Origin of the sequence: Enterobacter cloacae complex sp. GF14B (genome assembly GCF_004136805.1) — a bacterium.
Taxonomy (GTDB): domain Bacteria; phylum Pseudomonadota; class Gammaproteobacteria; order Enterobacterales; family Enterobacteriaceae; genus Enterobacter; species Enterobacter hormaechei_C.
This window is the reverse complement of the sequence record NZ_QFRV01000011.1, coordinates 43782-64610: the sequence shown is the minus strand read 5'-3', so window position 1 is coordinate 64610 and position 20829 is coordinate 43782. Positions and strand designations below refer to the sequence as shown.

Here is a 20829-nt window from a genome sequence, read left to right as displayed (position 1 = left end):
AAAAATTAGTTTCCTTGAGCGTCGGTAGCGCTAGCCAGTGAGCGGGCTTTGGGTAATGTACGGACAAACTGCTGAAGATCGTGTAACGCGGAGTCAGTGACAGAGAATAGCGCTTCCCGTTCTTGCGGGAAGTAATAGCGCGTTTCAAACACATAAGAACAAATGTTGTCGTCATTCCCGATCAGCATCACATTGCCAAGCGGACGCTGTTCGTAATGACAACACGGTCCAAACAGCAGGACCACCGGCACGCCGACGGCGTCTGCGATATAGACATTCCCCGAGTCAGACGCGATATAGCAGTCCATCTTTGAAATGGCCCAGGGAAGCTCTTCTAGCGAAATTTTGCCAATAAGATTAATAAAATTAGGGATTTCACCGTAAAGGCGGGTGATATCATCCATCCACGACTGTTCGTTTGGCGCGCCGAAGACATAAAACTCGCAGGGTAAATCAGCGAGTTGATCAACAATCCGCTTCCAGATAACCGGAGGGACGGTTTTGGCTTTATTGCCTGCCGCAATACTGATGCCGATGCGGATAACGTCAGGTTTATCAAGAATAGCCGGCCAGGTCGTCGGCTTGAAGAGCGGCTTTGTGGCGTGCTTGGGAGAGTCTTGCCATGTGAGCGAGCGGTCGGCCAGTTTCAGGTAGTTCGTCACCGAAAGCGTTTTTTTGCCATGCTCAACGGTACCGTCGGCCGCGAGATAGAAAATCCCGTGATACCACCTGCGCGTGTAAATGCTTAAAAATTGTTTGTTTTTGGCATTGCAGACGGCGGCAAAAAAGAGGTTCACGCTGTTGGGCTGTAGCAGGTAGACGTTGTCGTAGCGGTTCATGATCCTGCACGCGAAGCACAGTTTACGCCACAGGTTGCGCTTATGCTGCTCAATAAAATAGATCTGCTCGATAGTCTCATCATGCTTCGCCAGCGCACCAACGCTGCGACTGATCAACACATCGCTTTTTTGCAGCCAGGCCAGAAGAGGCGTCGCATTAATAAAGTCACCGATTTTGGCTGTTTGAATGACAAGGTTCTTGCCCGTGTCCTTTCGAAACAGCTTCCGGATGAGTTTCACCGGAAAGAGTAAAATCAGCAGAAATACATAACTCATGGGTTAAATATCCCTGTTGGAAAGCCGATGGCTGCCCTGTAAAAATGAAAAAATAGCATCTGCGCTAATATCCTTCGTTTGTTGCGTAGGGCTGACCATCTGATGCTGGTTTTTACCGTAACCCCCGATCAACCCCGGATCGGTCGGGCCGAAAATCGTGATATTAGGTCGATCCAGTGCGGCGGTTAAATGGCTTAACCCTGTATCCACAGAAACGACGGCGTTTGCGCCCGCCAGCTGTGCGGCAACTTGCGCCAGCGTGAGTTTGGGTAACACCTCGACATGGGAAAAACCGGCTGCCAGACGCTCCGCACGCTGACGCTCATGTTCAGCGCCCCACGGGAGTTTAATATGGATACCGCAAGGTTGCATTAGTTCAATCAGCCTTCGCCAGTGCGTTTCCGGCCAGTGCTTATCGTCGCGCGTTGTGGCATGCAGGAACACCAGATACGGCTCGGCATGCTCCTCCGTCTCGCGCAAAAAATGCTGTGCAATAGCGTAGTCACCCTGGGCTTCAGGTTTTGCATAGCCCAGGCTTTTCGCGAACAGCTCGCGGGTGCGCTCCACGGCGTGCTGTTGTTTCGCAATATGGTGTCGACGGTTATAGAACAGGCTCGCCAGCGGTTCGCGGGCGGTTTGCCAGTCCATGCCGTGCTTTACGCCGTGCGCCAGACGCGTGACCAGCGCGGCGCTTTTCACCAGCCCCTGGGCGTCGACGATCGCGTCGTAACGCCGGGCCTGCACCGCTTCGCGGAAGGCTTTGCGTTCGGCTTTAATCGGTGCGGAGAACCACGCTTTGCGCCAGCGGCGAATGGCCACCGGGATCACGCGATCAACCGCTTCATGCCAGGTGGGGATCTGCGCGAAGCCTTCTTCCACCACCCAGTCAAAACGGATGCCGGGAATGGCCCGCATGGCGTCCGTCAGCGACGGCAGCGTATGCAGAACATCACCCATTGAGGAGGTTTTAACGATCAATACCCGCATCCGTTATCCTTCTTCGCTCAACAGCAATGCGTTGAGTTCTTCAAGGACGCGCTGCGGCGTGATGTCGATCAGGCTCTGATGATAGCCTTCTGCGGCATCGCCTTTACGCACCTTGTGGTAGCCGGTGATTAAACGGATCACGCGCGCCTTGTGCGACAGCGGCGGCGTGAAGTCCGGGCTGCTTGGGCCATACAGCGCAACCAGGGGACGATCCAGCGCGGCGGCGACGTGCATTAAACCGGAGTCGTTCGTCACCACGGCTTTACAGGCGGCAATCAAAATAACCGCCTGCTCGAGCTGCGTTTCCCCGGCCAGGTTTCGGCACCAGGCCTGTTGCTCGGTACTGAGCGTGGCGAGAATTTCATTGCCCGCCTCATGATCTTTCGCCGAGCCAAACAGCACAATCTGATAGCCTTCATCGATAAGCTGTTTCGCCAGCTCTGCATAGTGATAGTGCGGCCAGCGTTTTGCCGGACCAAACTCCGCGCCAGGGCAGAACCCAATCATCGGGCGTTCGGACGAAATGCCAAATGCGTTACAGGTGTGGGATTTCTCCCCATCGCTTACCTGGAGCTGCGGCCACAGCAGCGGCTGCGGCAGATCTTTCGCGCTGCGCATCACGCCTTTGTCGTAGGCCAGCGCCACGTAGCGCTCGACCATCAGCGGCCAGGCCTCTTTATCCAGCACACGAGCATCGTTCAGCAGGCCGTAGCGCATTTCACCGCGCCAGCCGGTACGATGCGGGATGCCCGCAAAGAAGGGCACAAGGGCAGATTTGAAGGAGTTAGGTAGCACGTAGGCGCGGTCATAGCGTTTCTCGCGCAGGCTGTGGCCGAGTTTGCGGCGTTCACCGATTTCCAGCGCCCCGTGGCCGAGCGGCATCGGGATCGCCTCGTTCACTTCCGGCATACGCGATAACAGCGGACGGCACCATGCGGGTGCCATCACGTCGATTATCGCCTGGGGATAACGCGCCTTGAGCGTGCGATAGAGACTTTGCGACATCATCATGTCGCCCACCCATGACGGGCCGATCACCAGAATTTTCATACTTATGCGTCGCGGTTCAGCCAGGCCATATATTCCGTTACGCCTTCGGCAACGGTCTTGAACGGCTTGTCGTAGCCTGCGGCGCGCAGGTTAGTCAGATCCGCCTGAGTGAATGCCTGGTAGCGGCCTTTCAGCTTATCCGGGAATGGAATGTACTCGATGCTGCCTTTCTTATGGTACGCCAGCGTCGCGTCTGCCACCGCCTGGAAGGATTCCGCGCGGCCGGTGCCCAGGTTGAAAATGCCGGACACGCCATTTTCCAGGAACCACAGGTTCACTGCCGCCACGTCGCCCACGTAGACGAAGTCACGCTTGAAGCCGTCGCTGCCTTCGAACAGTTTCGGGCTTTCGCCGTTATTTAACTGGGTGTTCAGGTGGAACGCCACGCTCGCCATGCTGCCTTTGTGGCCTTCGCGCGGCCCGTAGACGTTGAAGTAGCGGAAGCCGACAATTTGCGAGTTCGCTTCAGGCAGGATCTGACGCACGTACTCATCAAACAGGAATTTGGAGTAACCGTAGACGTTCAGCGGCTGCTCATATTCGCGGGATTCGATGAAATCTGAAGTGCGACCACCGTAGGTTGCCGCGGAAGAGGCGTACAGGAACGGAATTTCACGCTCCAGGCAGTAGTGCAGGAGCTCTTTGGAGTACTGATAGTTGTTATCCATCATGTACTTGCCGTCCCACTCGGTGGTGGAGGAGCATGCACCTTCGTGGAAGATGGCTTCGATCTCGCCGAACTCTTCACCCGCCATAATCTGGATAAGGAAGTCTTCTTTATCCATGTAGTCAGCGATGTTCAGATCCACCAGGTTCACGAACTTGGTGCCGTCTTTCAGGTTGTCCACCACCAGAATGTCGGTGATGCCTTTGTCATTGAGGGCCTTAACAATATTGCTGCCGATAAAGCCCGCGCCGCCAGTAACGATGATCATAACTGTAACCTTTGAAGTATGAGTCGGGGAATATCCCGAACGCTAATCTCTTTATCATATCATCACAATGCTCAGGCTTCAGCCATTCACCGATATGCAGCAGGGGTACGCGTGATTTATGCTGCAAAAACGAGAAGAGATACTGCGTCATCTCGTCATGAACTATTGGTTTGGGTAATATGTGCCAAAATTTGCCGAGTCTGGAGAATTGCAATGCGTGGTGATTTTTACAAACAGTTAAACAGCGACCTCGAGACCGCACGTGCGGAAGGGTTGTTCAAAGAAGAGCGTATTATCACGTCTGCCCAGCAGGCGGACATCACCGTTGCCGACGGCAGCCATGTGATCAACTTTTGCGCGAACAACTACTTAGGTCTTGCGAATCACCCTGAGCTGATTGCCGCGGCGAAAAGCGGCATGGACACCCACGGTTTCGGTATGGCCTCCGTTCGCTTTATCTGCGGTACCCAGGACAGCCACAAGCAGCTTGAGCAAAAGCTGGCGAACTTCCTCGGAATGGAAGACGCGATTCTGTACTCATCCTGCTTCGACGCCAACGGCGGTCTGTTTGAAACCCTGCTCGGCGCAGAAGATGCGATTATCTCCGACGCCCTGAACCACGCCTCCATCATCGACGGTGTTCGCCTGTGTAAAGCGAAGCGTTTCCGCTACGCCAACAACGACATGGTTGAGCTGGAAGCCCGCCTGAAAGAGGCCCGTGAAGCGGGTGCCCGCCACGTGCTGATCGCCACCGACGGCGTGTTCTCCATGGATGGCGTGATCGCCAACCTGAAGGGCGTGTGCGATCTGGCGGATAAATACGACGCGCTGGTGATGGTGGATGACTCTCACGCGGTTGGCTTTGTCGGCGAAAACGGCCGCGGCTCCCACGAATACTGCGACGTAATGGGCCGCGTGGACATCATCACCGGTACGCTGGGCAAAGCGCTCGGCGGCGCGTCTGGCGGTTATACCGCTGCGCGTAAAGAGGTGGTTGAGTGGCTGCGTCAGCGCTCCCGCCCGTACCTGTTCTCCAACTCCCTGGCACCGGCGATTGTGGCTGCCTCTATTAAAGTGCTGGAGATGGTGGAATCCGGCGCTGAGCTGCGCGACCGCCTGTGGGCTAACGCCCGCCTGTTCCGTGAAAAAATGAGTGCCGCAGGATTCACCCTGGCCGGTGCCGATCACGCGATCATTCCGGTGATGCTGGGCGACGCGGTTGTCGCGCAGAAATTTGCTCGTGAGCTTCAGAAAGAAGGGATTTACGTGACCGGGTTCTTCTTCCCGGTGGTACCAAAAGGTCAGGCGCGTATCCGCACCCAGATGTCTGCGGCGCACTCGCCTGAACAAATTGAACGTGCGGTGGAAGCCTTTACCCGCATCGGCAAACAGCTGGGCGTAATTGCCTGAGGACGTGTGATGAAAGCGTTATCCAAACTGAAAGCGGAAGAAGGGATTTGGATGACCGACGTACCGGAGCCGGAAGTCGGTCATAACGATCTGCTGATCAAAATTCGTAAAACCGCCATCTGCGGTACTGACGTTCACATCTACAACTGGGACCAGTGGTCGCAAAAAACTATTCCCGTGCCAATGGTAGTCGGCCACGAATATGTCGGCGAAGTAGTCGGCATCGGCCAGGAAGTGAAAGGCTTCAACATTGGCGACCGCGTCTCCGGTGAAGGCCACATTACCTGTGGTCACTGCCGCAACTGTCGCGGTGGGCGTACCCACCTGTGCCGCAACACCGTCGGCGTGGGCGTGAACCGTCCGGGCTGCTTCGCGGAATACCTGGTGATCCCGGCGTTTAACGCGTTCAAAATCCCGGACAATATCTCTGACGATCTGGCCTCCATCTTCGACCCGTTCGGCAACGCGGTACATACGGCGCTCTCCTTCGACCTGGTGGGGGAAGACGTGCTGGTCTCCGGCGCAGGCCCCATCGGCATTATGGCGGCAGCCGTGGCGAAGCATGTGGGTGCGCGCAACGTGGTGATCACCGACGTGAACGAATACCGCCTGTCGCTGGCGCGCAAAATGGGCGTCACCCGCGCGGTGGATGTCTCGAAAGAGAGCCTGACCGACGTGATGGAAGAGCTGGGCATGACCGAAGGCTTTGACGTGGGTCTGGAGATGTCCGGCGCGCCACCCGCGTTCCGCACCATGCTCGACACCATGAACCACGGTGGTCGTATCGCGATGCTGGGTATTCCGCCGTCAGATATGTCCATCGACTGGAACAAAGTCATCTTCAAGGGGCTATTCATTAAGGGCATCTATGGCCGCGAGATGTTTGAGACCTGGTACAAGATGGCCGCGCTGATCCAGTCTGGTCTGGATCTGTCCCCGATTATCACTCACCGTTTCTCCATCGATGAGTTCCAGCAGGGCTTTGACGCGATGCGTTCCGGCCAGTCAGGGAAAGTGATCCTTAGCTGGGATAAATAATGAAAAAGGGGCCAGCGGCCCCTTTTTTTACTGATTCTTTTTCTCTTCGTCCGTCAGGTAACGCACCTTGCGGGTGTAGTCCTGACCTTTGAACAGCAGTTTGTTATCCGGCGATTCCAGATACTTCTGCCACTCGGAAAGCGGGAAACCACCGTGCGCGCCAATCACCTCTTTCGGCACAACGGCTTCCTGACCGCCGATCTTCTTGGAGACCGGCCAGTTCATCCAGTCGCCCAGGTTAACCGTTTTTACATCCAGCATGTCCAGCAGCGCAGCGAGCGGCAGCTGATCGGTCGGCGGCTGCGTATCGTCCATCAGCTCCCAGGTATCCTGGAACAGCGTCAGCCACAGCGGGCAGATACGGCGCCAGGTCTTTTTGGTGGCCGCAAGAAACGCGCCGTTAACGTGATCGACCAGATACGGGCGCACCGTTTCTTTGTAATATGCCGGCACTTTCTCCGCTGGCGCACCGTCCAGCTTGGCAATCATTTTGCCCTGACGGAAGCTGGAGTAGATGTGCATATCCGCCATGTTGATCTCTGGCATTTTAAGCAGGTTGAGATCGGAGTCGATCATCAGCACCCCTTCACCGCGCGCCTGCAACGGAGCATTAAGCTTCACCAGACGACTGAGGTAGATCTGCTTATAGCGGTACCCCTCTTCACGTTTTGGAAGCGTGAGGGTGACAACGCGGGTTTTTAGCGGCAGCTCGCCGAAAGCGGATTCAGGCTGATCGCTGACGATAACAATCTCGCTGACGTCGGTGGCGTAACGCTCTGCAAAGGTCGCTGATAATAACGCCTCTTCGACGAAATCCGCGCCCGTACAAGGGATCACGATGGAATCAACCGCAACGAGATCGCGCGTGACCGGAAGGGAAGCGTAGGGAATGTTATGACGCCCGGTAATGTGGCGGTAGCGAGCATTCAGGAATTTAAACATGTTCTTCTCGTTTGGTTATTGCGCGCCAAGAACGGCCTCGACACCGTTAACATAGCTTTCAATGGCATACATGTTGCAGACATTCTGGTGTGCGGCAGCGGCGAGCCGGGCGCGCAGAGCAGGATCCTGCCAGATATTATCCAGATGTTGAGCAAGTTGCGACACGTCGCTCCACGGAAACAGCAGGCCGGTCGACTCGTGGTCGATCAATTCTGCCGTGCCGGTCACCTTTGAACCAATCACTGGGATGTTCAGCAGCATTGCCTCCAGCACGACGCGCGGCAGACCTTCGCTCTTCGAGGCCAGAATAAACGCGTCAAAGGTAGCAAGGTAGTCAAAAGGCGTGTTCTGGAAACCGGTAAAAATCACGTGTTCAGCAATCCCCAGCGCGTCAGCCTGTGCCGTCAGCGCGCCGCGCTCAGCCCCTTCACCGACCAGCACCATCTTCCATTTTGCCTGCGGGTGCCTCTGGTTGAACTGGGCCAGCGCCTCCAGCGTGTGATGATTGGCCTTGCGAGGGATTAACGAGCCAACGCTGCCGAACACAAACGTGTCATCATCAATGTTCAGGCGCTGGCGCATCGCGCGTCGGTCGGGCAAAGGCTGGTGGATGTCGATGGCATTGTTGACCGTGGTACACAGCGCTGGCCGGACGCCATGCTGAAGTAGCACACGTTCAACGCCGTGCGAGACGGCGATGATTTTTGTGGCATGGGTATTCACCAGCTTCACCAGCGGCGGGGTTAGCACCGGTTCAATCCGGCAGTGCTGGATTATCCGCGCATGCAGGTTTGCACCCGCCAGATACCCTTCTTCGTTAGAGCCTGGCTGGTTGTTCATATACAGCGTATCGAAACCACCTTCCCTGAAAATGGTCTCGATCTTGCTGACGTTGGGGCGAATGCGCCACAGGGTATCGATATGTCGCGTAAATGCTTTGCGCGCCGAACGCGAGAAAAACAGCAGACCACGTCCCGCTTCTTTCAGGAGTTTTGCCCATGCCGGTTGCTTACGTTGAGGGATAACGAGTAGAGGTATCCCAATGCTATTGAGCACCTGGCCTATCGTTTCACCTTCAGCACGACTATAATCACTGTAAAAACAACAAGTAATGTCGAATTTTTCGCGGTTGATTCGCTTCAGAAGCTCAAGCATACTGTTGGTACCTCCCCCCCATTCTTTGCCCGTGTCCAGGAGGAGGATTTTACGTTTTTGCGGCATGTCTGAATCCGTATGCTACCCTTCATCTGACCGCATTATAAAGAATTTGTTGAAATAAAATAGATTTTTTGTATTTCTTTGTCTTTTTATAAGAAAACGTTTTAAACGCGCTTATTTTAAAAGTGTGATTTAAGACTTTAATCGCCTCTTCTCAATTAGATACTATTAGCGAAAGTATTTATGTTGTTATTGAGAGAGTGAGAAAATGTTTAAAATAACGGTCTGCTTATTAACGTTTAACTCCGAAAGAACGTTGCACGATGTTATTCCTCCTCTTTTAAAAATAGCGGATGAATTCGTTGTAGTTGATTCCGGAAGTACAGACGCAACGATATATATTTGCCAGAGTTATGGATTGTCGGCCATATTCAAAAAATATAGCTGGCACGGCGAGCAGATGAACCATGCCGTATCCCATGCACACAACGACTGGGTGCTGTGCATGGACAGCGACGAAATACTCGATCAAGAAACCGTTGATGCTATTTTAAAATTAAAAATGGGCGATGAACCCGAACCGGATATGGCGTGGCGGATATGTCGTCACTGGTTTGTTCTGGGAGAAAATGTCCGAACGATTTATCCCGTCTCATCACCGGATTATCCGGTGCGTCTTTTTAACCGTACGCAGTCGCGATTTAATAACCGGCCAGTAGACGATCAGGTCGAAGGTTTTCTCCATTCTGAACGTATTCCTGGCTATGTCAGACATGATACATTTTATTCACTGCATGAACTTTTCAATAAATTAAACGGATATACCACTCGCCTGGTTCAATATCAGACGATACGTCCCTCTCTTGGTCGCGGAGCGATCAGCGCTATCGGCGCATTTTTCAAATGGTATCTGTTTAGTGGTGCCTGGCGTCAGGGCAAAGTGGGTGTGGTGACAGGGTTTTATGCCACGGCGTACAGTTTTTTGAAGTATTTCAAGGCCTGGTATCAGAATCGGGAAAAGAAAGAGTCCGTTGCAAAAGAGCAGTCGGACTCTTATCTGGCAGAATAGGCGTTAGCCGATCAGGCTTTTTTTCCCCAACCCTGCCACTGTTGCTGGACGTATTTAACCAGCGTACTGCTGCTGATGCTTTCGCCAATCACCGTGAAGAAGCGGGTTGCATAGACCGGTTCAGGCGGCTGTTTCAGCGTGCAGTTCTTCACGCCGCGGAATGGATTACGTGGCCGCGTTGCGGGTGGTTGCGCGCTACCCGGACGAGAAGTATCCACCTGAGGTTCATTGAGCAGATCGCTCGGACGCACCAGCGTGATATCGGCGGGTAAGCCCGGCAACATTTGCTGCAAAACGCGAACGGTAGACGGATGCGGATGCCCAATGGCAATCGCCGAACCGTTACGGCGCGCCAGCTGTACCGCGCGGTTGAACTGGACGCGGATATCCGCTTCGTTCTGGGAGTCATCCAGGAATACTTTGCGCTTGATGACTTTCACGCCCGTTCCCTGAGCGGCACGCATCGCCTGGCTGTTGCCGATGGTCATGCTGTCGAGGAAATAGAGGTTGTAACGCTCCAGCGCCTGCATCACTTTCAGCATACCGTACAGGCTGGAGGTCATCGCGCTGCCCATATGGTTATTCAGACCCACGGCATACGGCACTTTATTGTACGCATCGCGGATGATGCGATCGATCTCGTCGCTGCTCATGTCCGGGCGCAGGGTATCTTTTTCCAGCGGCTGCTTGCTGAGGGGGGCCATCGGCAGATGGATAAGGACCTGATGGCCGCCATTGTGCGCTTTGGTCGCCATTTCATGCGCGTGAGGCGCATTAGGCAGGACGGCGACAGAGATGGCTGACGGCATCGCCAGCACCTGATTTTCATAGTGTGGTCGATAACCGAAGTCATCAATCACAATCGCGAGTTTGCCTGCATAAACCGGTGCAGCCAGCGCCAGTGCGCTGACTACGGAAAAAACAATTCGACGAAATTGAAGCAAAACTTATCTTCCCAACCACGGCTGTGGATTGACCGCCTGACCCTGACGACGAATTTCGAAATAGAGTGACGGGCGGCCCTGACCGCCACTGCTGCCCACAAGGGCAATGGGTTGACCCGCGCGCACCTGAGTGCCAACGCTGACTAGCGCACTCTGGTTGTAGCCGTAAAGACTCATGTCGCCTTTACCGTGTTCAACCACCACCACGAGCCCATAACCCTGTAGCCAGTCGGCCAGGATCACGCGGCCATCGGCGATGGCTTTCACTTCGCTACCTTCAGACGCACCGATAACGATCCCCTTCCAACGTAGCTCACCCTGCAACTGTTCGCCATAGCGATGCAGGATCGTACCGCGAACGGGCCAGTAAGCCTGACCACGCGGGGAGCCGAGGCCGCCGGTACGGGACATCAGGGAACGTTCATTTTCAGTCGGTTTGTAGGTGGTGCCTTTGCGGGAGGCTTCCTGCTGCTTGTTACGCACCGCCTGCGCTTCGCGCGCTTCTTTTTCGGCGCGCGCTTTGGCCGCGGCTTCTGCCCGGGCAATGCTGTTACGCAGTCTGGATTCGTTGGCGCGCATTTCGCTCAGCTGGCTTTGTCCTGCCTGGATAGAGGACTCCAGCCCGGCGAGCGTCTTCTTACGCTCATTGCGCGCCTGCTCAAGCTTCTCCTGCTGCGCCTGCTGATCGTAGAGCAGCGTTTGCTGCTGGCTCTGCTTCTCTTCCAGCTCGGCTTTTTGCGTGGTGACTTCTTCGCGCGTCTGTTTCAGCTGCGCAATGGTCTCCTGACGCGCCTGGTTAAGATAGCCGAAATAGGCCTGTAAACGCTGACCTCGCTGGCTCTCTTCACCGCTGAGGATCAGCTGAAGGCCTGTGTGTTCACCCTGACGGAAAGCAGCATCAAGCTGTGCAGCAAGGTTCCGCTCCTGGGCATCGCGCTGACGCTCCAGTTTCGCAATCGACGCGTTCATTTCATCGATTTGCTTATTGAGCTGGGCAAGGGTGTTTTGTGTTTCACGCAGCTTACGCGCGGCGGCGGAAATGGCCTCTTCCTGCTTTTTAAGCTGGGCGAGCAGGGTGGCGCGCTGCTGTTGCTGCTGGCGTACCGCACGCTCTTTGGCGGCGATATCGGCCTGAATGGATTTAAGCTGATCGCGGTCATCCGCATGGGCGGATGCGGCGCACAGCAATACGCCAGCGCTGAGTGCGCTGGCGCAAAGCAGAGGTCTGACTGATAACCGAAGCGGCTTCATGACCCATGTGATTGAAAAAATCGCCTTTCCCCTCATGGGGAGCGATTATTCCACGATGAACAGCGGCTTGCCAGTCATCTCTTCAGGGATTTCCATACCCATCAGCGACAACATGGTTGGCGCGATGTCGGAAAGCTTGCCGCCTTCCACTGCTTTCACTGATTTATCACCCACATAAATCAGTGGAACAGGCAGGTTGGTATGGGCGGTATGTGCCTGACCGGTTGCCGGGTCACGCATCTGTTCTGCGTTACCGTGGTCAGCGGTAATCAGCAGTTGGCCGCCTACGGATTCAACCGCTTTCGCAACCTGCTCAACGCAGTGGTCCAGCGCTTCAACCGCTTTAACGGCTGCTTCCATCACGCCGGTGTGGCCCACCATATCGCCATTCGGATAGTTACAGATGATGGTGTCGTATTTACCGCTTTGGATCGCGGCCACCAGTTTTTCGGTCAGCTCCGCAGAGCTCATTTCTGGCTGGAGATCGTAAGTGGCGACTTTCGGTGAGTTAATCAGGATGCGGTCTTCGCCTTTAAACGGCTCTTCTACGCCGCCGTTAAAGAAGAATGTCACGTGCGCATACTTCTCAGTTTCGGAGATGCGCAGCTGCGTTTTGTCATTTTTCGCCATCCACTCGCCGAAGGTGTTTGCCAGCGAGGCGGGTGGATACGCGCATGGGGCTTTGATATCCGCTGCATATTCGGTCAACTGGATGAAATCAATCTTCGCCACTTTCTTACGGGCGAAACCGTCGAAATCGCTGTTGACGAAGGCGCGGGTGATTTCGCGCGCGCGATCGGCACGGAAGTTCATGAAGATCAGCGCATCGCCATCTTCCATGGCGGCATCGGCCTGGCCTTCAGCGCGGATCACGGTTGCCTTCACAAATTCGTCGTTTTCATCACGCGCGTAAGCCGCTTCCAGGCCTTCAACGGCGGTCGGGAACTGGAACTCGCCTTTTGCCAGGGTCAGCAGATCATAGGCTTGCTCAACGCGGTCCCAGCGGTTGTCGCGGTCCATGGCATAGTAACGACCAATGATGGACGCCACGCGGCCTTTGCCCAGTGCGGCAAATTTGTCTTCAAACGCTTCAAGAGAACCTTTTGCGCTGCGTGGTGGCGTATCGCGACCATCCAGGAAGGCGTGCAGATAGATTTTTTCCGCACCGCGCTCAGCGGCCAGTTCTACCATCGCCATGATGTGATCTTCGTGGCTGTGAACGCCGCCCGCAGAGAGCAGACCCATAATGTGAACAGCCTTGCCTGCGGCAACGGCTTTATCAACCGCTCCGGTGAGCGTTGGGTTGGCAAAGAATGTACGTTCTTTGATTTCAACGTCCAGGCGCGTCAGGTCCTGATAAACGATACGGCCCGCACCCAGGTTAACGTGACCCACTTCTGAGTTGCCCATCTGACGATCCGGCAGACCCACTTCCAGGCCAGACGCATCAATCAGGGTGTGGGGACGTTTTGCCCATAGCGCATCCATAACCGGGGTTTTGGCGTTGAAAATGGCGTTATCCTGTTGATCTTCACGGTAGCCATAGCCATCCAGAATCACCAGTACCATAGGTTTTTTAGAAACCGACATTGCGACAACCTCATGCTCAAGAGACAAAAATTTTGCGTAATTTTACTACAGCTGAATCGATAAAATAGCCGCAGAAGATCAAAGAAAGCGCGGGGGCAAGGCTGTTCTCAGGCCATTTTGAGGCTTTTTTTACGTGGCATGCCGCAGAAAATAGATTAGCTTTATGTCGCTGGCTGTATTTGCCACAGCGCACAGGTATACTCCTGTCCTGGTTTTTTTAATCACTTAGTCGGGAGTTGTTACCCCCCATGCAAGAAATTATGCAATTCGTTAGCCGCCACCCGGTTCTGAGCATCGCGTGGATTGGCCTGCTGGTCGCTGTACTGTTCACCACATTTAAGGGACTGACGTCTAAAATTAAGGTGATCACCCGCGGTGAAGCGACACGTCTGATCAACAAAGAGGACGCCGTGGTTGTCGATCTGCGTCAGCGCGACGATTTCCGCAAGGGCCATATTGCAGGTGCTATCAACCTGCTGCCAGCGGAAATTAAAGCGAACAACATTGGTGAGCTGGAGAAGCATAAAGCCCAGCCGATTATTGTTGTTGACGGCACTGGCATGCAGGCGCAGGAATCTGCCAACGCACTGCATAAAGCAGGCTTTGAAAACGTAACGGTGCTGAAAGAAGGCATCTCCGGCTGGAGCGGGGAGAATCTTCCTTTAGTGCGCGGTAAATAAGGAGTTAAGTGATGGCCAATATTGAGATCTACACCAAAGCAACGTGCCCGTTCTGCCACAGAGCGAAAGCGCTGCTGTCCAGCAAAGGCGTAACGTTCAAGGAACTGCCGATCGATGGTGACGCGATTAAACGCGAAGAGATGATCCAACGCAGTGGTCGCACAACGGTTCCACAGATTTTTATTGATGCGCAGCACATTGGCGGCTGTGATGACTTGTATGCGCTCGACGCCCGTGGTGGACTCGATCCGCTGCTGAGCTAGAGACTTTAGGACAATTAAAAAGGGTTTTTCCATGTCAGAACAAAATAACACCGAGATGACTTTCCAGATCCAGCGCATCTACACCAAGGATGTCTCTTTCGAAGCGCCAAATGCGCCGCACGTTTTCCAGAAAGACTGGCAGCCAGAGGTTAAACTTGATCTGGATACCGCATCCACCCAGCTGGCGGATGATGTGTATGAAGTCGTACTGCGTGTCACCGTGACCGCCTCTCTGGGCGAAGAAACTGCGTTCCTGTGCGAAGTTCAGCAGGGCGGTATCTTCTCCATCGGCGGCATCGAAGGTAACCAGATGGCGCATTGCCTGGGTGCATACTGCCCGAACATCCTGTTCCCGTATGCGCGTGAATGCATCACCAGCCTGGTTTCTCGCGGTACATTCCCGCAACTGAACCTCGCGCCAGTAAACTTTGATGCGCTGTTCATGAACTATCTACAGCAGCAGGCTGGCGAAGGTGCCGAACAACATCAGGATGCCTGATGAGCACTGTTAATGCGTCAATGACTGTGATCGGTGCCGGCTCTTACGGCACCGCTCTTGCCATCACGCTGGCAAGAAATGGTCACGACGTGGTCCTGTGGGGCCACGATCCAAAACATATCGCGACGTTGCAACACGACCGCTGCAACGTGGCGTTTCTCCCGGACGTTCCGTTCCCTGACTCTCTCTATCTGGAAAGCGACCTCGCGACCGCGCTGGCGGCCAGCCGCAATATTCTGATTGTGGTGCCAAGCCACGTGTTTGGCGAAGTCCTGCGTCAGATTAAGCCGCTGATGCGTGCGGATGCGCGTATTGTGTGGGCGACGAAGGGGCTGGAAGCGGAAACCGGACGTCTGTTGCAGGACGTTGCCCGCGAAGCGCTGGGAACAGCGATCCCGCTGGCGGTGATCTCGGGGCCGACCTTTGCCAAAGAGCTGGCTGCGGGCTTGCCGACGGCGATCTCGCTGGCGTCCACCGACCAGGCATTTTCCGACGATCTTCAGCAACTGCTGCACTGCGGCAAAAGCTTCCGCGTGTACAGCAACCCTGATTTTATCGGCGTACAGCTGGGCGGCGCGGTGAAGAACGTCATTGCCATCGGGGCCGGGATGTCTGACGGCATCGGTTTCGGCGCGAATGCGCGTACGGCGCTGATCACCCGTGGTCTGACCGAAATGTCCCGCCTGGGCGAAGCGCTGGGTGCCGATCCGGCCACTTTTATGGGAATGGCTGGGCTGGGCGACCTGGTGCTGACCTGCACCGATAACCAGTCGCGTAACCGCCGCTTTGGCATGATGCTCGGACAGGGCAGCGATGTAAAAAGCGCGCAGGAGAAGATTGGTCAGGTGGTTGAAGGCTATCGCAATACCAAAGAAGTTCGCGAATTGGCGCACCGTTTCGGTGTCGAAATGCCAATAACCGAGGAAATTTATCAGGTATTGTATTGCGGAAAAAATGCGCGCGAGGCAGCATTGACCTTATTAGGTCGTGCGCGCAAGGACGAGCGCAGCAGCAATTAGCCGGGAAGTATCGTCACCTGAATGACCCAGCCAGCGCAGAACTGGCTGGTCATTAACTATCGTCTGGAGCAAGCAATGCCGTGTGAAGAACTGGATATCGTCTGGAATAATATTAAAGCCGAAGCCCGAGCTTTGGCCGATTGTGAGCCCATGCTGGCCAGTTTCTATCACGCGACGCTACTTAAGCACGAAAATCTCGGCAGCGCCCTGAGCTATATGCTTGCCAATAAACTGGCTTCCCCTATCATGCCTGCTATTGCCATTCGCGAGGTGGTGGAAGAGGCCTACGCCGCAGATCCGGAGATGATTGCTTCTGCCGCCTGCGACATTCAGGCCGTGCGTACGCGTGACCCGGCGGTGGATAAATACTCCACGCCGCTACTGTATCTCAAAGGATTCCACGCTTTACAGGCGTACCGCATCGGCCACTGGTTATGGAATGAGGGACGCCGCGCGCTGGCCATCTTTCTTCAAAACCAGGTTTCCGTGACCTTCCAGGTCGATATTCATCCGGCGGCGAAAATTGGCCGTGGGATCATGCTCGACCACGCCACCGGCATTGTTGTCGGTGAAACGGCGGTGATCGAAGATGACGTGTCGATCCTGCAATCCGTTACGCTGGGCGGTACCGGTAAAACCAGCGGCGATCGCCATCCGAAAATTCGTGAAGGGGTGATGATTGGCGCGGGTGCTAAAATCCTCGGCAATATTGAAGTCGGACGCGGCGCGAAGATTGGCGCGGGGTCGGTTGTGCTCCAGCCTGTACCGCCGCACACCACCGCCGCTGGCGTCCCGGCGCGCATCGTCGGTAAGCCAGACAGCGATAAGCCGTCGATGGATATGGATCAGCACTTCAACGGTATTCACCACACCTTCGAATACGGCGACGGCATCTGAACGCCGGAACAGCCAAATAAAAAAGCCCGGTGAGTCAATGCACCGGGCTTTTGATTAGTTGCGGTATAACACTTTGATAATGTGATAGCCGAACTGCGTATGCAGTGGGCCGGTTGGCTCCAGCACCGGGCAGGAGAAAACCACTTTATCAAACGCCGGGACCATCTGGCCCTGGCGGAACTCGCCTAAGTCACCACCGCGTTTGCCTGACGGGCAAATCGAGTGTTTCTTCGCCAGTTTGCCGAAGTCGGCGCCGTTTTTAATCTGTTCGAGCAGATCCTGTGCCAGTTTCTCTTCTTTAACAAGGATATGCAGTGCTGCTGCTGTTTTTGCCATGATCGTGCCTTGAGTCGACTAGTTTACGGTCGGTATACTACCACGCGTTTTTCCTCCTCTCCCGACTTTCATTGAGTGATCATTTATGCGTTTAAACCCCGGACAACAACAAGCTGTCGAATTCGTCACCGGACCCTGCCTGGTGCTGGCGGGAGCGGGATCCGGTAAAACACGCGTGATCACCAACAAAATCGCCCATTTAATTCGGGGTTGTGGATACCAGGCGCGCCATATCGCGGCGGTCACCTTTACCAACAAAGCGGCGCGTGAGATGAAAGAGCGCGTCGGCCAGACGCTGGGCCGTAAAGAGGCGCGCGGGCTGATGATCTCCACCTTCCACACGCTGGGTCTGGATATTATCAAGCGCGAATACGCGGCGCTGGGCATGAAGTCCAACTTTTCTCTCTTTGATGACACCGACCAGGTGGCGCTGCTTAAAGAGCTAACGGAAGGGCTGATCGAAGATGACAAAGTGCTGTTGCAACAGCTGATCTCGACGATCTCGAACTGGAAAAACGATCTGATGACGCCGGCCCAGGCAGCGGCAAGCGCCAAAGGCGAGCGCGACCGCATCTTTGCCCACTGTTATGGCCTGTACGACGCGCATATGAAAGCCTGTAACGTCCTGGATTTCGACGATCTGATCCTGCTGCCGACGCTGCTGCTTCAGCGGAATGAAGAGGTGCGCGAGCGCTGGCAGAACAAAATTCGTTACCTGCTGGTGGATGAATACCAGGATACCAACACCAGCCAGTACGAGCTGGTAAAGCTGCTGGTAGGGCAGCGTGCGCGCTTTACCGTCGTAGGCGATGACGATCAGTCGATTTACTCCTGGCGTGGCGCACGTCCGCAGAACCTGGTGCTGCTGAGCAAAGACTTCCCGGCGTTGCAGGTGATTAAACTGGAGCAGAACTACCGTTCCTCCGGGCGTATCCTGAAGGCGGCGAACATCCTGATTGCCAATAACCCGCACGTCTTTGAGAAGCGCCTGTTCTCCGAACTGGGTTACGGCACCGAGCTGAAAGTCCTTAGCGCCAATAACGAAGAGCACGAAGCGGAGCGCGTAACCGGCGAGCTGATTGCCCATCACTTCGTCAACAAAACTGAATACAAGGATTACGCGATCCTCTATCGCGGTAACCACCAGTCGCGCGTCTTTGAAAAGATGCTGATGCAGAACCGCATCCCCTACAAAATCTCCGGCGGTACGTCGTTCTTTTCGCGTCCGGAAATCAAGGATCTGCTGGCCTATCTGCGCGTGCTGACCAACCCGGATGACGACAGCGCTTTCCTGCGCATTGTAAATACGCCGAAGCGCGAGATTGGCTCTGCGACGCTGCAAAAGCTGGGTGAATGGGCGATGACCCGCAACAAAAGCCTGTTCACCGCCAGCTTCGATATGGGGCTGAGCCAGACCCTGACCGGGCGCGGCTATGAGGCCTTAACCCGCTTTACCCACTGGCTGGGTGAGGTGCAGCGTCTGGCTGAGCGCGAGCCTGTGGCGGCAGTACGCGATCTGATCCACGGCATTGATTACGAATCTTGGTTGTATGAAACCTCCGCCAGCCCGAAAGCGGCAGAGATGCGCATGAAAAACGTTAACCAGCTCTTCAGCTGGATGACCGAAATGCTTGAAGGATCTGAGATTGACGAGCCCATGACCCTGACGCAGGTGGTCACCCGCTTCACGCTGCGCGATATGATGGAGCGCGGGGAAAGCGAAGAAGAGGCCGATCAGGTTCAGCTGATGACGTTACATGCCTCGAAAGGGCTGGAGTTCCCTTATGTCTATCTGGTGGGGATGGAAGAGGGCCTATTGCCGCACCAGAGCAGCATTGATGAAGATAACGTCGACGAAGAGCGCCGTCTGGCCTACGTTGGGATCACCCGTGCGCAGAAAGAGTTGACGTTTACGCTGTGCAAAGAGCGCCGTCAGTATGGTGAGCTGGTGCGCCCGGAGCCGAGCCGTTTTCTGCTGGAGTTGCCTCAGGACGATCTTATCTGGGAGCAGGAGCGTAAAGTCATTACCGCTGAAGAGCGTATGCATAAAGGGCAGGCAAATGTGGCAAACATTCGCGCGATGCTGGCAAAAGCCAAAGAGAAGGGATAACTATTTGTAGGCCGGGTAAGGCGAAGCCGCCACCCGGCACGCTTCAAGGGTCACTTCACATCAAGCGCCCAGTGCACATAGCTCTGCCACTGGTACTCCTGCTCAATCAGTTCCGCCCCAAGCGGATGATCCTCAAGCCAGTTTTCCGGTAGCGTTAGCGTCAGTTTCTCCTCGTCTGCCGCCAGCGTAATGGCTGGCAGCAAATCATCTCGACGCCGACTGGCAAACAGGATCGCCAGCCGAAGCAGACGACACAGATGCTCCGCCACGCGCGGCGGCACAGCGTTCTGCTGGTGAAGGGAAGAGAGATCGACGGCGTTAGTCTGATTCAGCAGCAGGGTGGCCAGCAGCTTCTTCTGGGCGGGCGTATAACCCGGCAAATCGAGATTACGCACCAGCCAGGCCGCGTGCAGCGGTGCCTGCTTGTACTCCACGCTGAGACCAATTTCATGTAGTGCACAGGCGCTTAGCAACAGATCGCGGCTTAACGGTTCAATATCCCAGCTTTTTTTCACCTGATCGGCAAACTGTGACGCCAGTTGACTCACTCTCTGCGCCTGGTCGGTATCCACAATAAAGCGGCGTTGAACGTTACGCAGCGTACGGCTACGGATGTCCTGATCGACCGACTGGTGCAGCATTCCGTAGACCAGACCTTCACGCAGCGCACCGCCTGCCAGGGTCATACACTGGATATTAAGCTCGGTGAAAATGGCAATCAGTATGGCGAGCCCACTGGGGAAAACCAGCGCGCGTTCAAGCGTCAGCCCTTCTATTTCAAGCTCTTCCAGACGACCACACTGGATGGCGCGCTGTTTAAGCTGCTGGAGTTTGGCAAGCGTGATCCGCTCGTCCATCCCCTGTGCCATCATGATTTCCTGCAACGCCTGCACGGTTCCGGACGCGCCGACACACACTTTCCAGCCGTGATAGCGCAGTTCGTCCATGACCGGGCGCAGGACCGCACGCGCCGCGTTTTCCGCCTCGTCAAAATTCTCTTTGGCAAGGTTTCGATCGGTAAAGTAGCGTTCCAGCCAGGTCACACAGCCCATTGACAGGCTGAAGAGCGACGTCGCCTGCGCGCCTGTGCCCGTGACCAGTTCGGTACTGGCGCCACCGATATCGACCACCAGACGACGATCGTCGCCGCCGGTCGTATGCGCCACACCCTGATAAATCAGACGCGCTTCTTCTTCACCGCTGATGACCTGCACCGGACAGCCCAGAATTTCCTGTGCTCTGGCAATGAAATCGCCAGCGTTAACCGCAAGACGTAGGGTCGCCGTGGCAACAACGCGAATTTGACTGAGCGGGATATCCTGTAAACGTTCTGCAAACAGACGCAGACACTGCCAGCCACGTTCCATGGCTTCCGGGGAGAGATGATTATCGCTGCTCAGGCCCGCCGCGAGGCGGACCTTGCGCTTAATGCGCGTCAGCGTTTGTATGCTTCCCGCCACCTCGCGCACAACCAGCATATGAAAACTATTCGAACCGAGATCAATTGCCGCATAAAGCGAGGTGGAGCTGAGCATA

The 20829-nt window shown here is 55.3% G+C and carries 20 protein-coding genes; 9 read left to right on the top strand and 11 right to left on the bottom strand.

Translation table 11 applies throughout. The features are described 5' to 3' along the window. Positions 1 to 5: 5 nt before the first annotated feature. Genes DD606_RS06235 through rfaD form a run of 4 tightly spaced genes read right to left on the bottom strand, consistent with a single transcriptional unit; the run spans position 6 to position 4087 of the window. A complete protein-coding gene (locus tag DD606_RS06235; RefSeq protein WP_022650153.1) occupies positions 6 to 1115 on the bottom strand; it encodes a glycosyltransferase family 9 protein in 1110 nt (369 codons plus the stop codon). A gap of 3 nt (positions 1116 to 1118) precedes the next feature. Continuing rightward, on the bottom strand, positions 1119 to 2102 hold the full coding sequence (gene rfaC, locus DD606_RS06230) for a lipopolysaccharide heptosyltransferase RfaC (protein ID WP_022646632.1): 984 nt from the start codon (positions 2100 to 2102) through the stop codon (positions 1119 to 1121). A gap of 3 nt (positions 2103 to 2105) precedes the next feature. Next, complete coding sequence (gene rfaF, locus DD606_RS06225) at positions 2106 to 3152, bottom strand: ADP-heptose--LPS heptosyltransferase RfaF (protein ID WP_003860863.1); 1047 nt, start codon at positions 3150 to 3152, stop codon at positions 2106 to 2108. Positions 3153 to 3154: 2 nt separating this feature from the next. Further along, entirely contained in the window at positions 3155 to 4087 is a 933-nt protein-coding gene (rfaD, locus tag DD606_RS06220; protein ID WP_003860858.1) for an ADP-glyceromanno-heptose 6-epimerase, read from the bottom strand. Between the two features lie 213 nt (positions 4088 to 4300). Between rfaD and kbl the strand changes: the two genes are divergently transcribed. Next, positions 4301 to 5497, top strand: a complete 1197-nt coding sequence (kbl, locus tag DD606_RS06215; protein ID WP_048243321.1) for a glycine C-acetyltransferase — start codon at positions 4301 to 4303, stop codon at positions 5495 to 5497. Positions 5498 to 5506: 9 nt separating this feature from the next. Continuing rightward, complete coding sequence (tdh, locus tag DD606_RS06210; protein ID WP_017383610.1) at positions 5507 to 6535, top strand: L-threonine 3-dehydrogenase; 1029 nt, start codon at positions 5507 to 5509, stop codon at positions 6533 to 6535. 27 nt (positions 6536 to 6562) lie between these two features. On the opposite strand, the gene DD606_RS06205 is transcribed toward tdh, so the two are convergent. Together DD606_RS06205 and DD606_RS06200 are read right to left on the bottom strand one after the other, a co-directional pair. Beyond that, positions 6563 to 7477, bottom strand: a complete 915-nt coding sequence (locus DD606_RS06205; RefSeq protein ID WP_032608204.1) for a hypothetical protein — start codon at positions 7475 to 7477, stop codon at positions 6563 to 6565. A gap of 15 nt (positions 7478 to 7492) precedes the next feature. Beyond that, a complete protein-coding gene (locus DD606_RS06200; RefSeq protein WP_023315174.1) occupies positions 7493 to 8698 on the bottom strand; it encodes a glycosyltransferase in 1206 nt (401 codons plus the stop codon). Positions 8699 to 8903: 205 nt separating this feature from the next. On the opposite strand from DD606_RS06200, the gene DD606_RS06195 reads away from it, so the two are divergent. Further along, positions 8904 to 9704, top strand: a complete 801-nt coding sequence (locus tag DD606_RS06195) for a glycosyltransferase family 2 protein (RefSeq protein WP_023323978.1) — start codon at positions 8904 to 8906, stop codon at positions 9702 to 9704. Between the two features lie 11 nt (positions 9705 to 9715). Here the strand turns inward: DD606_RS06195 and DD606_RS06190 are convergent, their stop codons facing one another. The 3 genes from DD606_RS06190 to gpmM are packed head-to-tail and all read right to left on the bottom strand — an operon-like array spanning position 9716 to position 13489. Further along, a complete protein-coding gene (locus tag DD606_RS06190; RefSeq protein ID WP_032634365.1) occupies positions 9716 to 10648 on the bottom strand; it encodes a divergent polysaccharide deacetylase family protein in 933 nt (310 codons plus the stop codon). A gap of 3 nt (positions 10649 to 10651) precedes the next feature. Further along, on the bottom strand, positions 10652 to 11911 hold the full coding sequence (gene envC, locus DD606_RS06185) for a murein hydrolase activator EnvC (protein WP_232933837.1): 1260 nt from the start codon (positions 11909 to 11911) through the stop codon (positions 10652 to 10654). A gap of 33 nt (positions 11912 to 11944) precedes the next feature. Then, positions 11945 to 13489 carry a 2,3-bisphosphoglycerate-independent phosphoglycerate mutase gene (gene gpmM / locus DD606_RS06180; protein WP_022650159.1) on the bottom strand — a complete coding sequence of 515 codons (1545 nt, stop codon included), beginning with the start codon at positions 13487 to 13489 and terminating at the stop codon, positions 11945 to 11947. Positions 13490 to 13737: 248 nt separating this feature from the next. Between gpmM and DD606_RS06175 the strand changes: the two genes are divergently transcribed. From DD606_RS06175 to cysE, 5 genes are all read left to right on the top strand, one after another. Then, positions 13738 to 14169 carry a rhodanese-like domain-containing protein gene (locus DD606_RS06175; protein WP_003860840.1) on the top strand — a complete coding sequence of 144 codons (432 nt, stop codon included), beginning with the start codon at positions 13738 to 13740 and terminating at the stop codon, positions 14167 to 14169. 11 nt (positions 14170 to 14180) lie between these two features. After that, positions 14181 to 14432 carry a glutaredoxin 3 gene (gene grxC, locus DD606_RS06170; protein WP_003860837.1) on the top strand — a complete coding sequence of 84 codons (252 nt, stop codon included), beginning with the start codon at positions 14181 to 14183 and terminating at the stop codon, positions 14430 to 14432. Between the two features lie 31 nt (positions 14433 to 14463). Then, the gene (gene secB / locus DD606_RS06165) at positions 14464 to 14931 is read left to right on the top strand and encodes a protein-export chaperone SecB (protein WP_003860835.1); all 468 of its coding nucleotides are present in this window, start codon (positions 14464 to 14466) and stop codon (positions 14929 to 14931) included. Continuing rightward, a complete protein-coding gene (gpsA, locus tag DD606_RS06160; RefSeq protein WP_006812398.1) occupies positions 14931 to 15950 on the top strand; it encodes an NAD(P)H-dependent glycerol-3-phosphate dehydrogenase in 1020 nt (339 codons plus the stop codon). Before secB ends, gpsA begins: the two co-directional genes overlap by 1 nt. 75 nt (positions 15951 to 16025) lie before the next feature. Then, positions 16026 to 16847, top strand: coding sequence for a serine O-acetyltransferase (gene cysE / locus DD606_RS06155; RefSeq protein ID WP_022646641.1), 822 nt, complete (start codon positions 16026 to 16028; stop codon positions 16845 to 16847). 54 nt (positions 16848 to 16901) lie between these two features. On the opposite strand, the gene ppiC is transcribed toward cysE, so the two are convergent. Next, the gene (ppiC, locus tag DD606_RS06150) at positions 16902 to 17183 is read right to left on the bottom strand and encodes a peptidylprolyl isomerase PpiC (RefSeq protein WP_006812396.1); all 282 of its coding nucleotides are present in this window, start codon (positions 17181 to 17183) and stop codon (positions 16902 to 16904) included. A gap of 85 nt (positions 17184 to 17268) precedes the next feature. Here ppiC and rep point away from each other — a divergent pair, with 85 nt between their 5' ends. Continuing rightward, positions 17269 to 19293, top strand: coding sequence for a DNA helicase Rep (rep, locus tag DD606_RS06145; protein WP_003860830.1), 2025 nt, complete (start codon positions 17269 to 17271; stop codon positions 19291 to 19293). Between the two features lie 50 nt (positions 19294 to 19343). On the opposite strand, the gene gppA is transcribed toward rep, so the two are convergent. Beyond that, a complete protein-coding gene (gene gppA / locus DD606_RS06140; RefSeq protein WP_032661064.1) occupies positions 19344 to 20828 on the bottom strand; it encodes a guanosine-5'-triphosphate,3'-diphosphate diphosphatase in 1485 nt (494 codons plus the stop codon). Position 20829: the final 1 nt, after the last annotated feature.

Excerpts from the sequence above, each read along its gene's own strand:
- DD606_RS06235 (WP_022650153.1), bottom strand. The coding sequence starts at position 1,115 with ATGAGTTATGTATTTCTGCTGATTTTACTCTTTCCGGTGAAACTCATC.
- rfaC (WP_022646632.1), bottom strand. The coding sequence starts at position 2,102 with ATGCGGGTATTGATCGTTAAAACCTCCTCAATGGGTGATGTTCTGCAT.
- rfaF (WP_003860863.1), bottom strand. The coding sequence starts at position 3,152 with ATGAAAATTCTGGTGATCGGCCCGTCATGGGTGGGCGACATGATGATG.
- rfaD (WP_003860858.1), bottom strand. The coding sequence starts at position 4,087 with ATGATCATCGTTACTGGCGGCGCGGGCTTTATCGGCAGCAATATTGTT.
- kbl (WP_048243321.1), top strand. The coding sequence starts at position 4,301 with ATGCGTGGTGATTTTTACAAACAGTTAAACAGCGACCTCGAGACCGCA.
- tdh (WP_017383610.1), top strand. The coding sequence starts at position 5,507 with ATGAAAGCGTTATCCAAACTGAAAGCGGAAGAAGGGATTTGGATGACC.
- DD606_RS06205 (WP_032608204.1), bottom strand. The coding sequence starts at position 7,477 with ATGTTTAAATTCCTGAATGCTCGCTACCGCCACATTACCGGGCGTCAT.
- DD606_RS06200 (WP_023315174.1), bottom strand. The coding sequence starts at position 8,698 with ATGCCGCAAAAACGTAAAATCCTCCTCCTGGACACGGGCAAAGAATGG.
- DD606_RS06195 (WP_023323978.1), top strand. The coding sequence starts at position 8,904 with ATGTTTAAAATAACGGTCTGCTTATTAACGTTTAACTCCGAAAGAACG.
- gpmM (WP_022650159.1), bottom strand. The coding sequence starts at position 13,489 with ATGTCGGTTTCTAAAAAACCTATGGTACTGGTGATTCTGGATGGCTAT.
- DD606_RS06175 (WP_003860840.1), top strand. The coding sequence starts at position 13,738 with ATGCAAGAAATTATGCAATTCGTTAGCCGCCACCCGGTTCTGAGCATC.
- grxC (WP_003860837.1), top strand. The coding sequence starts at position 14,181 with ATGGCCAATATTGAGATCTACACCAAAGCAACGTGCCCGTTCTGCCAC.
- secB (WP_003860835.1), top strand. The coding sequence starts at position 14,464 with ATGTCAGAACAAAATAACACCGAGATGACTTTCCAGATCCAGCGCATC.
- gpsA (WP_006812398.1), top strand. The coding sequence starts at position 14,931 with ATGAGCACTGTTAATGCGTCAATGACTGTGATCGGTGCCGGCTCTTAC.
- cysE (WP_022646641.1), top strand. The coding sequence starts at position 16,026 with ATGCCGTGTGAAGAACTGGATATCGTCTGGAATAATATTAAAGCCGAA.
- ppiC (WP_006812396.1), bottom strand. The coding sequence starts at position 17,183 with ATGGCAAAAACAGCAGCAGCACTGCATATCCTTGTTAAAGAAGAGAAA.
- rep (WP_003860830.1), top strand. The coding sequence starts at position 17,269 with ATGCGTTTAAACCCCGGACAACAACAAGCTGTCGAATTCGTCACCGGA.
- gppA (WP_032661064.1), bottom strand. The coding sequence starts at position 20,828 with ATGCTCAGCTCCACCTCGCTTTATGCGGCAATTGATCTCGGTTCGAAT.